Origin of the sequence: Brevundimonas sp. (assembly GCF_016463295.1) — a bacterium.
In the GTDB taxonomy this organism is placed as follows: Bacteria; Pseudomonadota; Alphaproteobacteria; order Caulobacterales; family Caulobacteraceae; genus Brevundimonas.
The window spans coordinates 1-11,725 of the sequence record NZ_JAEMRO010000068.1; the positions used below are offsets into that span (position 1 = coordinate 1).

The 11,725-nt window shown below is 67.1% G+C and carries 11 protein-coding genes; 3 read left to right on the plus strand and 8 right to left on the minus strand.

Annotation, left to right across the window (positions count from 1 at the left end; genetic code table 11):
• The coding region (locus JHC81_RS11615; protein WP_292174808.1) for an ATP-binding cassette domain-containing protein at positions 1-418 on the plus strand (418 nt) is incomplete at its 5' end.
• Positions 419-428: 10 nt separating this feature from the next.
• Here JHC81_RS11615 and JHC81_RS11620 read toward each other — a convergent pair.
• Together JHC81_RS11620 and JHC81_RS11625 are read right to left on the minus strand one after the other, a co-directional pair.
• Positions 429-2,267, minus strand: coding sequence for a gamma-glutamyltransferase family protein (locus tag JHC81_RS11620; RefSeq protein ID WP_292174811.1), 1,839 nt, complete (start codon positions 2,265-2,267; stop codon positions 429-431).
• Positions 2,268-2,345: 78 nt separating this feature from the next.
• Complete coding sequence (locus JHC81_RS11625; RefSeq protein WP_292174813.1) at positions 2,346-3,185, minus strand: hypothetical protein; 840 nt, start codon at positions 3,183-3,185, stop codon at positions 2,346-2,348.
• Between the two features lie 29 nt (positions 3,186-3,214).
• Between JHC81_RS11625 and JHC81_RS11630 the strand changes: the two genes are divergently transcribed.
• Positions 3,215-4,684 (plus strand): SLC13 family permease, encoded by a 1,470-nt coding sequence (locus JHC81_RS11630; protein WP_292174816.1) that lies wholly within the window; start codon positions 3,215-3,217, stop codon positions 4,682-4,684.
• Positions 4,685-4,691: 7 nt separating this feature from the next.
• Here the strand turns inward: JHC81_RS11630 and phoB are convergent, their stop codons facing one another.
• The 6 genes from phoB to JHC81_RS11660 form a co-directional block, all read right to left on the minus strand.
• Positions 4,692-5,381, minus strand: coding sequence for a phosphate regulon transcriptional regulator PhoB (gene phoB, locus JHC81_RS11635; RefSeq protein ID WP_292174818.1), 690 nt, complete (start codon positions 5,379-5,381; stop codon positions 4,692-4,694).
• 28 nt (positions 5,382-5,409) lie between these two features.
• Positions 5,410-6,126, minus strand: coding sequence for a phosphate signaling complex protein PhoU (phoU, locus tag JHC81_RS11640; protein ID WP_292174822.1), 717 nt, complete (start codon positions 6,124-6,126; stop codon positions 5,410-5,412).
• The gene (pstB, locus tag JHC81_RS11645; protein ID WP_292174824.1) at positions 6,126-6,989 is read right to left on the minus strand and encodes a phosphate ABC transporter ATP-binding protein PstB; all 864 of its coding nucleotides are present in this window, start codon (positions 6,987-6,989) and stop codon (positions 6,126-6,128) included. The genes phoU and pstB overlap by 1 nt, the downstream gene beginning before the upstream one ends.
• 4 nt (positions 6,990-6,993) lie before the next feature.
• Positions 6,994-8,289 carry a phosphate ABC transporter permease PstA gene (gene pstA / locus JHC81_RS11650; RefSeq protein ID WP_292174827.1) on the minus strand — a complete coding sequence of 432 codons (1,296 nt, stop codon included), beginning with the start codon at positions 8,287-8,289 and terminating at the stop codon, positions 6,994-6,996.
• Entirely contained in the window at positions 8,282-9,712 is a 1,431-nt protein-coding gene (gene pstC / locus JHC81_RS11655) for a phosphate ABC transporter permease subunit PstC (RefSeq protein WP_292174829.1), read from the minus strand. The genes pstA and pstC overlap by 8 nt, the downstream gene beginning before the upstream one ends.
• Before the next feature lie 158 nt (positions 9,713-9,870).
• Complete coding sequence (locus JHC81_RS11660) at positions 9,871-11,304, minus strand: ATP-binding protein (RefSeq protein ID WP_292174830.1); 1,434 nt, start codon at positions 11,302-11,304, stop codon at positions 9,871-9,873.
• Between the two features lie 134 nt (positions 11,305-11,438).
• On the opposite strand from JHC81_RS11660, the gene JHC81_RS11665 reads away from it, so the two are divergent.
• Positions 11,439-11,725: ATP-binding cassette domain-containing protein (locus JHC81_RS11665; protein ID WP_292174833.1), on the plus strand; the 287-nt coding region annotated here is incomplete at its 3' end.

The window sequence follows — 11,725 nt, forward strand, 5'->3', positions numbered from 1 at the left end:
CGCCGACGCCGCCGAACTGGACGATTTCATCCGCGGCCTGCCCGAGGGCATGGACACCCGCGTCGGCGAACGGGGCCTGAAATTGTCGGGCGGCGAGCGTCAGCGCGTCGGCATCGCCCGCGCCCTTCTGGCTGATCCCTGCATCCTGATCCTGGACGAGGCCACCAGCGCCCTGGACAGCCGCACCGAAGCCGCCATCCAGAAGACCTTGCGCAAGGCCCGCAGCGGCCGCACCACCCTGGTCGTCGCCCACCGCCTGTCCACCATCGCCGACGCGGAGCAGATCCTGGTCCTGAAGGCCGGACGGGTCATCGAGCGCGGGGCACACCACGAACTGGTCGCCCGACAGGGTGGGGAATATGCCGCCCTCTGGCGCAAGCAGACGCGTGGCGCGCGGACGGGTGTCGTCGCGGACTGATGCCGACCACTCAGTAGGCGATCGCGATCCCGTCCTTGCGCATTTCCGTGGCCGCGCCATAGGTCCAGGGGCCGCGTTCGTTCACCTGGCGCACTACGTTCTGATAGCCGCCGAACCCGCCGTCGGGCGGGCCCAGCACCCAGCCCATCTGCTCCAGCGCCCGCTTCGTCGCCTCGGGCACGCCGCTTTCCAGATGAAGTCGGCCGACGGCCTCCGCCGGCTGGCCGGTCGGTTCGGACGAGCCATAGTGCTGCCAGCGGGGGCTGTCCCCGGCCTCCTGGGGGTCCAGGCCGTAGTCGACCATGTTGATGATGATCTGGGCCTGGCCCTGAGGCTGCATGCCGCCGCCCATGACGCCCATGGCCATCCACGGCTCGCCGTCCTTGCAGGCAAAGCCGGGAATGATGGTGTGGAACGGCCGCTTGCCCGGCGCATAGACATTGGGGTGGCCGTCGGTCAGGGCGAACAGCTCGCCCCGGTCCTGGAACATGAAGCCGAGGGTCCGGCCGTCCACGCCGTCCGGCACCAGGCCGGAGCCCATGCCGCGATAGTTGGACTGAATCCAGCTGACCATCATCCCGTCTTTGTCGGCCACGCTGAAATAGGTGGTGTCGCCCTGCGTCGGGGCATCACCGGGGAAGACGCGGTCCATGACCCGGTCCGGCCGGATCAGGCGGGCGCGCTGGATGGCGTAGTCCTTGGAGTTCAGCCACTCGACCGGGGTCTGGCTGAACCGCGCATCGGCGAACCATTTGGCCCGGTCCTCGAAGGCCAGCCGTTTCGCCTCGGCCTGATGGTGGATGCTGGCGGCGGACTGAAAGCCCATGCCCTTCAGGTCGAACTGCTCGCAGATGTTCAGAATCTGGTTGGTCGACAGCCCCTGGGTGTTCGGCCCCAGACCATAGACCTCGACCCCGCGATAGGTGGTGCGGATCGGCTCGACCCATTCGGTGCGGTGCGCCGCCAGATCGGCGCGGGTCATCCAGCCGCCGATGCGCCGGAAATAGGCCTGCATCTGATCGGCCAGCGGCCCGTCATAGAAGGCGTCGCGCCCGCCCTCGGCGATCAGGCGATAGGTGCGGCCCAGGTCCGGGTTGGCGAAGACCTCGCCCACCTTGGGTGTCCGGCCGCCGGGGGCATAGACGCGCTTCCTGTTATCGTTCTCCTCGATCAGGGCGGCGCGGCGGTCAAAGCCGGCCATGCCGCGCTCCAGATACCAGGCGATCAGCTGGGGCATGGGCACACCCTGTTCGCACAGCTCGGCGACGGGCAACAGGACATCCTTCCACGGCAGTTTGCCGTAGCGTTGGTGCGCGCTCCACCAGGCGTCGACCGTACCGGGCACATTGACCGTCACCGACCCGACGGCGGGCAGATAGCCGTCCACCGCCTTTGACCGCGCCGTTGCCAGCGACAGGCCCTGCGGGCTGTTGCCTGAGCCGTTGAAGCCGACAACCTTGCGCTGGGCTGGGTCCCACATCATGCAGAAGGCGTCGCCGCCGATGCCGTTGGCCACCGGCTCCAGAAAGCCCAGGGCCGCATTGATGGCGATGGCCGCATCGATGGCCGAGCCGCCGCGCTTCAGCGTCTCGATACCGATCAGAGTGGCGGTCGGATGCGCCGTCGCCGCCGCGCCATTGGCCCCCCAGACGGTCGAGCGTCCGACGAACTTCACCCCGCTGTTGCGATCGCCGATGCCGATGCCGGCATAGGGGTCGGCGGGTCGGGTGCGGGGTGCGGGTTTCGCCGCGGTAGCCGGGGCGGGTGTCGGCGTCTGTGCTTGGCCGGCTCCCGCACTTGCCAGCAAGGCCCCGGCGGGCAGGGTCGAGAGAAAGGTCCGACGGCGCATGAGGCAGGCTCCCTGAAAATCAGGGTTCGGACCGTATAGGGTTCGCGCATCTTGTGAAGCGCCTTGGTTGCGCCTGCGTCAGCCGGTCCGCCAGTCGCTCAATACGCTGCCGTCGGTGTCCTCGAAGGCGACGCGGTCCATCTGGACGGCGGCGATACAGACCGGGCGCTGATCGACGCTGGCGGCGCGGCAGCGGATGGCCCGGCCGTCGGGGAAGGCTGCGAAGCGACCTTCCAGCACCAGACGATAGCCGCCGGTGTGCGGAGGCGGCGGCTGATCATCCTCGCCGCGGATCGTGAAGCTGTAGGCCCGGCCATTGCGGCGATCCAGACGCGATCCCTCCGGCTCGAAGACGGCGGCCAGGCCCACGGTCTGGGGCGAACTGACGGCCGCCGGACCGGCCGGTGCCTGATCGGGGTTCACCTGTGGACAGGTCTCTGCGCGCAGCCAGGGCCGGGTCAGCCATACCCCCTCGACCGCTTCCCAGATCGGCGCTTCGCCCGCGACCAGAGCGGTCTCGGTCCAGTCGGCCGGCGTCAGCGTGAGGCGTTGCGTCTGCCCATCATCGCTGGCAGTCCAGCCCGCAAGACCGTCGGTGACGGCGGCTGTTGAGGGCAGGGGACCGCCGCACCCAAAGGCCTGACGGATCGTGAAGCGACGCCCCACTAAGGTATCCTGACCCGTCGAGGCCGCGCCGCTCGCATAGGCCGCGACAGCGGCGTCGACGGCAGCCAGAAATCCGGCGCGATCCAGCACGATGGGTGCAGCCTCTACGGTGATGGGCGCGGGAGTCGGCGCAGGAGTAGCAGGCTCGACCGGGGCTTCAGCCTCACGGTTACAGGCGGCCAGGCCCAAGGTCAGGCTGACGACAGTCGAGCAGATCAGGATAGAACGTGGACGTGCAGACGACTTGTGCATGCAACCACCCTAGCACGACGAACGCTTTCATGTGGACCCGCATCGGCAGTATGGTTGACGCCGAGGGTCTGCGGGGGGCAGCACAGCGTATGAATTTCGATCAGATTGCCGCCCTGGTGGTCCTCGTCGCCGTCGTCGGCGCGCTGATCTACGGCAAGATCCGCGCCGATGTCGTCGCACTGACCGGTGCCGCTGCCTTGCTGATCATGGGCGTCGTGCGGCCGGTGGAGGTGCAGGGGGCATTCGCCAGCCCGGCGGTCGTCGCCCTGGCCGGCCTGTTCGTCATCGCCTATGCGATCGAGTTGTCGGGTTTGCTGGGTCTGCTGATCCGCAAGGCGACGGCCCTGGCGTCGCGGGTGGGCGCGCGGGGTATCTGGATGGTCATCGCCATGTGCGGGTCCGTCGGTGGGTTCCTGAATAATACCCCGGTGGTCGTGCTGGCGGCACCGGTCATTCGCGACGTCGCCACGTCCCTGAAGCTGTCGCCCAAGCGGTTCTTGATGCCACTCAGTCATGTGACGGTCATGGGCGGGCTGCTGACGCTGATCGGGACGTCGACCAATCTGCTGGTCAACGACATGGCCCGTAACGCGGGTCAGCAGGTCTTCACCCTGTTCGAGATCACGCCGGTGGGTCTGGTCATCGCGGCGGTCGGCGGCCTGTGGCTGTACTTCGTGGGCGCAAGGCAGCTGGGGCGGTCGGTGGCGGCCGACGAGGCGGAGCAGGCCCGTCAGGCAGAGATGGAGGAAGCCCGTCGTCTGGCGGCGGAAGAGGCGTCACGCAAGCGCCGCCGTCTGATCCCTTTCGGCTTTCCACGCCTGGGCGAAGCCCGCAATCAGGCCGATGGCTCCGGCGACGCTCATCTGGGCGACGTGGACCTGTACGGCGCGGCGGACCGGCCGTTCCGGTTGCGGCCTGCGGCAATCTCGATGGCAATCTTCGCGCTTGTCATCTTTTCCGCCGCCGTGGGCTGGGTCCCTATCGCGGCGGCAGCTTTTGCCGGAGCCGTCGCCCTGATCCTGTTGCGTGTCATCACGCCGGAAGAGGCCTATGCCGGGTTGCGGCCCGAAATTCTCCTGCTGATCGCGGGCATGGTCGTCGTCGGCATGGCCATCGAGGTGACGGGCCTGGCCTCGGCGGGGGCCGAGCGGCTGATCGATGTGATCCGCCCCCTGGGGCCGCTGGGTGCCTTGATCGTTCTGTATGGCGTGACGCTGTTTGCGACCGAACTGCTGTCCAATGCCACGGTGGCGGTGCTGATCACGCCGGTCGCGGTGGCTCTGGCCGAAAGTCTGGGCGTCGATCCCCGGCCGTTCCTGGTCTGCGTCATGATGGCGGCGTCGGCCGCCTTCGCCACGCCGTTCGGCTACCAGACCAATGTGCTGGTCTTCAACATGGGCGGCTACAGCTACATGGATTTCGTCAAGATCGGGGTGCCGCTGAACCTGATCACCTGGGCCGCGGCCATGGTGGCGATTCCGCTCTTCTTCCCGTTCTGATCCGGCGTCAGCCGCCCAGATCCAGCGAATAACCCGCTGAACGCACCGTCCGGATCGGATTGACGGTGCCCTCGACGTTCAGCGCCTTGCGCAGGCGGCCGACGTGGACGTCGACGGTGCGGGCCTCGACATAGACGTCCGAGCCCCAGACCGAATCCAACAACTGCTCGCGGCTGAAGACGCGGCCCGGGTGCTGCATGAAGTGGTCCAGCAGGCGGAATTCGGTCGGGCCCAGATGGATCTCGTTGCCCGCGCGGCGAACCCGGTGCGCGACGCGGTCGATGACGATGTCGCCGTGGTTGATCCGGTCGTCGGCCAGACCGGGACGGATGCGGCGCAGCACGGCACGGATGCGCGCCGTCAGCTCGGTCATGGAGAAGGGCTTGGTCAGATAGTCGTCGGCCCCGGTGTCCAGGCCCCGGATGCGGTCGCTTTCCTCGCCCCGTGCGGTCAGCATGATGATCGGCAGGTTGCGGGTCTCGGCCTTGCCCCGGATGCGGCGGCAGACCTCGATGCCTGACAGCTTGGGCAGCATCCAGTCCAGCAGCACCAGGTCCGGCAGCCGCTCGTCGATCTGCAGCATGCCTTCCTCGCCGTCGGAGGCGACCACGACGTGGTAGCCCTCTTTCTCGAGATTGTACGACAGCAGGGTCGCGAGCGCGTCCTCGTCTTCCATCACCAGAATATAAGGCTGCACGGCGTATTCTCCGGTCTAGCGGGGTCGTCTAGTTGGGGCCGACGTCGGCACCCGGCTGGTCCTCGGGATTCCAGCGGGGGCGTTCCCCGGTGAATTCCTGGCCCGTGATCTCGTAATAGATGGTCTCGGCGATGTTGGTCGCGTGGTCGCCGATGCGCTCCAGGTTCTTGGCCATGAACAGCAGGTGGGTACAGGCGCTGATCGTGCGCGGGTCGCCCATCATGTAGGTCAGCAGCTCGCGGAAAAGGCTGTTGTAGTGCTCGTCGACCTCGTCGTCGGTGTTCCAGACGGCCACGGCCCGATCCACCTCGCCGGCGGCATAGGCGTCCAGCACGTCACGCAGGCGCATCGATACCAGCTTGCCCATCCGCTCGATGGAGCGGGTCAGGGGCTGCATCGGCTCACCCTCGGCCAGGATCAGGGCGCGCTTGGATATGTTCTTGGCCAGATCGCCGGTTCGCTCCAGGTCGACGGCCAGCTTCATCGCAGCAAGCGCCCGGCGCAGGTCCGAGGCGACCGGCTGGCGCAGCGCGATCAGGCGGATGGCCTTCTTCTCGATCTCGCGGTGCATGGCGTCCAGCTTGGCGTCACGCTCGACGACCGCACGCGCGAGGGCCACGTCGCGGCGGGCGACGCTGTCGACAGAATCGGCCACCTGGGCCTCGGCCAGCCCGCCCATCCGTGCGACTTCTGCCGTCAGCTGATTCAGCTCGTCGCCATACGCCTTTACTGTGTGCTGGTTCATCAGCCGAAGCGTCCCGTGATGTAGTCCAGCGTGCGCCGTTCGCGCGGATTGGTGAAGATCTCTTCGGTATCGCCCGTCTCGACCAGACGGCCCATGTGGAAGAAGGCGGTGCGTTGCGACACACGGGCGGCCTGGGCCATGGAGTGGGTGACGATCACGATGCAGTAGCGCTCGCGCAACTCGTCGATCAACTCCTCGATCTTGGCCGTGGCGATGGGATCCAGGGCCGAGCAGGGCTCGTCCATCAGGATGACTTCGGGCTCGACCGCGATGGCGCGGGCGATGACCAGACGCTGCTGCTGACCGCCCGAAAGGCCAGTGCCGGGTGAGTGCAGCCGGTCGGCGACCTCTTCCCACAGACCGGCCCGCTTCAGCGAGGCCTCGACGACCACGTCCAGCTCGCCCTTGGTGGAGGCCAGGCCGTGGATCCGCGGACCATAGGCGACGTTTTCGTAGATGGTCTTGGGAAAGGGGTTCGGCTTCTGGAAGACCATGCCGACGCGGGCGCGCAGCAGCACGGGATCGACCGCGCGAGCGTTGATGTCCTCGGCGTCCATCTCGATCCGGCCGGTGACCTTGCAGCCCGGAATGGTGTCGTTCATGCGGTTCATGGTCCGCAGGAAGGTCGACTTGCCACAGCCTGACGGACCGATCAGGGCCGTGACCGTCTTGTCCGGAATGTCAAGCGAGACGTCGTACAGCGCCTGCTTCTCGCCATAGAAGACCGAGACGTCGCGGGCGGCGATCTTGGTCGGGCCTACAGGCGCGCTGCCGTGGACGACCGGCGGGGCGCTCATGACGGGCGTGGTGCCGGCGGGGGCACTTTCCGTGCCGTCGGCTGCGCGAAAAATGTTGAACTTCATAGCACTACCACCGGCGTTCGAAGCGCCGACGCAGGATGATCGCGGCGGCATTCATGATGATCATGAAGGTGAGGAGGACCAGGATGGCCGCAGCCGTCCGTTCGTGGAAGGCGCGTTCCGACGCATTCTCCCAGATGTAGACCAGCGAGGGCAGGGCACCCGTCGGCTCGACGATGCTGGTCGGAATGCCCGGGATGAAGCTGACCATGCCGATCAGCAGCAGGGGGGCCGTCTCGCCCAGGGCATGAGCCATGGAGATGATCGAGCCGGTCATGACGCCTGGCATGGCCAGGGGCAGGGTGTGCTGGAACACCGTCTGGGTTTTCGAAGCGCCCATGGCCAGGGCCGCCTCGCGGATCGAAGGCGGTACGGCCTTCAGCGAGGACCTTGTGGCGATGATGATGGTCGGCAAGGCCATCAGGGCCAGGACCAGACCCCCGACCAGCGGGCTGGCGCGCGGCAGGTGCATCCAATTGATGAACAGGGTCAGACCCAGCAGGCCGTAGATGATCGACGGCACGGCGGCCAGGTTGTTGATGTTGACCTCGATCAGGTCGGTCAGCCGTCCACGCGGCGCGAACTCTTCCAGATAGACGGCCGCACCCACGCCCAGCGGAATGGCGATGACGGCCGTGATCATCAGCATCAGCGCAGAGCCGACGATGGCTCCCAGCACCCCCGCCAGTTCCGGCTCGGTCGAATCGCCCTTGGTGAACAGGCCGGTGTTGAAGTGCGACGAGACATTGCCCGAGGCCTCCATCCGGTCCAGCCAGTCGATCTGCTCATTCGTCAGGCGGCGCTGATCCTGTGGCGTCTCGCCGCTGATTTCGCCCTTGAAATACAGGTCTGCGTCGTCCGACAGGGGCGCGGCGATCGGCAGGGTCTGGCCGATGACATTGGGATTGCTGGCCACGCGCTCGGCGGCCACGAATTTGAGCTCGGACGAGAACAGGCTGCGCATGGCCAGGGCCTTGGTGCCGGCCGCATCGTCGGTAATGCCGAACCGCGCCAGCTGCTGCTCGGCGACCAGCAGTTCGAAATTGGTACCCTGCGGATAGGCGCGATCCACCCGGGCCGGGTCCATATAGACCGGCGTCGTCAGGGTGTGGGCATAGAAGGCGGTGTGCCCCTGCTCGATGATCCGGCCCAGCAGCAGCAGCAGGAAACCGACGGCCACGGCGATGGCCAGCAGGCCATAAAGCTTGAACCGACCCTCGCGGGCATAGCGGCGCTTCAGGCCCGCGCGCAGGCGGTCGGTGCGGGCGGTAGCGTCGGCGGAAGTGGGGGTCGCGTCAGTCATACTGCTGCCGGTATTTCTGGACGATGCGCTGGGCGACGATGTTCAGCATCAGGGTCACCAGGAAGAGGGTCAGGCCCAGGCCGAAGGCCGACAGGGTCTTGGCGCTGTTGAACTCCTGGTCGCCGGTCAGCAGGGTCACGATCTGGACGGTCACGGTCGTCACCGTATCCAGCGGATTGAGGGTCAGATTGGCGGCCAGGCCCGCCGCCATGGTCACGATCATGGTCTCGCCGATCGCCCGCGACATGGCCAGCAGCATGGCCCCCGCGACGCCGGGCAGGGCGGCGGGCAGAAGCACGCGCTTGACCGTCTCGGACTTGGTCGCCCCCATGGCATAGCTGCCGTCACGCAGGGATTGCGGCACGGCATTGATGATGTCGTCGGACAGCGAGCTGACGAAGGGGATCAGCATGATGCCCATGACCATGCCCGCCACCAGCGCCATCTGGTTCTGCACCAGCATCAGATACTGCCCCAGCCCGTCCAGCGGTCCTCCGACCAGCATGGCCCCCAGATCGTTGAAGAAGGCGCGGAAGGCCGGACCCACCGTCAGGGCGGCGAAGAAGCCGTAGACCACGGTCGGCACGCCCGCCAGAATCTCTAGTACCGGTTTGATCATCGCCCGGAACCGCGGTCCGGCGTATTCCGACAGATAGATGGCCGAGAACAGGCCGACGGGCGCGGCCACGGCCATGGCGATCAGCATGATCAGGAAGGTACCCGCGAACAGCGGCAGGGCCCCGAACGCGCCGGTCGAGCCGACCTGGTCCGCGCGGATGGCCGTCTGCGGGCTCCACTGGGTGCCGAACAGAAAGTTGGCGATCGGGATTTCCGAGAAGAACCGCACTGAATCGTAAAGCAGCGAACCGATGATGCCGATGGTGGTCAGGACTGCGACAGCCGAGCAGACGAACAGGGCCCCGATGATCCAGCCCTCGACGCGGTTGCGCGCGCGCATGGCCGGGCGGATCTGAGTGAACACGAACAGGCCGCCCAGCATTGCCGCCAGCAGAGCACCGACGCCGCCGCCCAGGCCGATGGTCTGGCCGATGCGTTTCGCGCGCTGACCCTCGACGGGCAGAAGTTCGGCATAGGGCGCGGGCCAGATCTGGGCCGTCGGCTGGCCGGCTCCGACGTTGCGGGCGTCGGCGAAGAAGGCCTCGCGTCGCAGCGGCTCCAGCTGCTGCACGGCCTCGGGCGCACCCGCCAGGGTCAGCGACCGCTCCATCGGGGCCGAAAAGACCGCGACGCCCAGCAGCACGACCAGCGCCGGGACGGCCGTCCAGATCAGGGCATAGGCCCCGTGCTGGCCGGGCCGGGAATGCGGGTTTTGACCCTCGCCGCGCATACGCGCCAGACGACGCGCCGCCAGATAGGCCGCGACCACGATGACGATCAGGATGGGCAGGAAAAGCCAGGTCATGGACGTCCGGAACAGGGAATCGGAACGCGCCGGTCCGCCGGTTCGTCCGCGGCGGAACCTGCCCCGGAATGGTCAGCGGATTAAGACGGCTGCGTGACAGTTCTGTTACGCCGCACAGCTAGGCTGTGACGGGACCGTCACACTGGCCGAGGCTACCCTCAAAGAGCCAGGTCTCGTGGAGTTTCCGGCATCGACGCGACGCGCTTCTCGGCCACCGGGAAATAGGCCGTAAAGGTCGCGCCCTGACCCGGTTCGCTCTCGACCGTCAGGCCACCGCGGTGGCGGTTGACGATGTGTTTGACGATGGCCAGGCCCAGACCCGTGCCCGCCCGCTCGCCGCTCTTCTGACCCTCGACGCGATAGAAGCGCTCCGTCAGGCGGGGCAGGTGCTCGCGCGCCATGCCTGGCCCGTGATCCTGCACCGTCACCGCAGCATAGCGCACGCCCGTCTCCCGGTCCGGCGTCACCAGGGGTAGGCGTGTCGCCCCGGCCCCGCGATTGCCGCCCGACCAGGGCGCGGATGCCTGATCCAAGGTCATGTCGGGGCGAATGACGATCTGCACCGTGTCGCCCTCGGCCGAATATTTGATGGCATTGTCGACCAGGTTCTGGACGACCTGGAGAATCTCGTCGCGATCGCCGCTGACCGGGGCGGTGATGTCGTCGGCCTCCAGCTCGATCTTCACCTTCCGCTCGGCCGACAGAATGCTGACCGCATCCACCACATCCCCCGCCGCGCGGGCCAGGTCGACTCGCCCCGAAGGCGGTATGTGCTCGTTCAGCTCGATCCGGCTCAGCGACAGCAGATCGGCCACCAGGCGGCTCATTCGTTCCGCTTGGGTGGCCATGATGTCCAGGAACTTGTCCCGTGCCTTGGGATCGTCGCGGGCGTGCCCCTTCAGCGTCTCGATGAAGCCGCTCAGGGAGGCGAGGGGGGTCTTCAGCTCGTGGCTGGCATTGGCCAGGAAATCGACGCGCATCAGCTCCATGCGCCGCACGTCCGTCTCGTCGCGAAGGACCAACAAGGCCAGCGAGGTCCCCTCGGCGGCGGGCAGGGGCCGGGTCATGGCTCGCCAGTGCCGTGTCTGGGCACCCGATCCGCCATAGTCGGTGGTGCGTGCCACGCCGCCGAACAGGGCCTCGTCCACCGCTTCCAACACGCCTGGGTCGCGCAGGGCCGAGACCAGCAGCGCCCCCTCGCGAGGAATGCGCAGCAACTCGCGCGCCGCCGCATTGGCCAGCACGATGCGTCGTCCGGCGATGTCGTCCGCTTCGCCGCCCGCGATCACCATGACCGGATCACCCAGTCCCTCGAATACGCCATCCAGCAGGGTCGGGTCGGCCAAGTCGAGCGATTCGACGACCTGTTGCGCCGGCGAAGGGTTGTCGGATGATACTGGCGGGCGGCGATGGATGGTCCAGGTCGCCAGAGCGATCACCGCTACCGCGCCCAGCAACCAGACGGCCAGTTGCGGCTGCATGACCGCCAGCCCCAGCAAGACGGCGACGGAAATCCCCGCGCTGGCCCCCACGGTCCACAGGCGCGAACCGGTCTGCGGCACAACGGGAGAGGGGGCGGCGTCGTAAGGCATTCAGGCGTCCGGCGATGGAGCGATCTTATGCACCGAACATGACATGGAATTCATGACAGGACAGAGCGGATCGACTTGTAAACCGTCCTTTACACCCCCTATGATCGTCCTGACGCAAGGAATGGGGTTGGACCATGACGACAGCATTGACGCTGGAGGGCGTGAGCAAGCGCTACGGCGATTTCCAGGCGGTGCGCGACCTGAGCTTTCAGGTCGGCAAGGGCACGATCTGCGGATTTCTGGGACCCAATGGCGCGGGCAAGACCTCGACCATCCGCATGATCCTGGGGCTACAGTCGTCCAGCGCCGGCCGTATCGAAATCCTGGGGGCCGACGACGGGCGCAAGGTTCGCGACCGGATTGGCTTCCTGCCCGAGGAGCGCGGCCTCTACAAGAAGATGACCCCCATCGACGCCATCGC

Bases quoted from the DNA above. Each gene is read 5' to 3' on its own strand.
- phoU (WP_292174822.1), bottom strand. From the start codon at position 6,126: ATGAACCAGCACACAGTAAAGGCGTATGGCGACGAGCTGAATCAGCTG.
- pstC (WP_292174829.1), bottom strand. From the start codon at position 9,712: ATGACCTGGCTTTTCCTGCCCATCCTGATCGTCATCGTGGTCGCGGCC.
- JHC81_RS11620 (WP_292174811.1), bottom strand. From the start codon at position 2,267: ATGCGCCGTCGGACCTTTCTCTCGACCCTGCCCGCCGGGGCCTTGCTG.
- JHC81_RS11625 (WP_292174813.1), bottom strand. From the start codon at position 3,185: ATGCACAAGTCGTCTGCACGTCCACGTTCTATCCTGATCTGCTCGACT.
- JHC81_RS11630 (WP_292174816.1), top strand. From the start codon at position 3,215: ATGTGGACCCGCATCGGCAGTATGGTTGACGCCGAGGGTCTGCGGGGG.
- pstB (WP_292174824.1), bottom strand. From the start codon at position 6,989: ATGAAGTTCAACATTTTTCGCGCAGCCGACGGCACGGAAAGTGCCCCC.
- JHC81_RS11660 (WP_292174830.1), bottom strand. From the start codon at position 11,304: ATGCCTTACGACGCCGCCCCCTCTCCCGTTGTGCCGCAGACCGGTTCG.
- pstA (WP_292174827.1), bottom strand. From the start codon at position 8,289: ATGACTGACGCGACCCCCACTTCCGCCGACGCTACCGCCCGCACCGAC.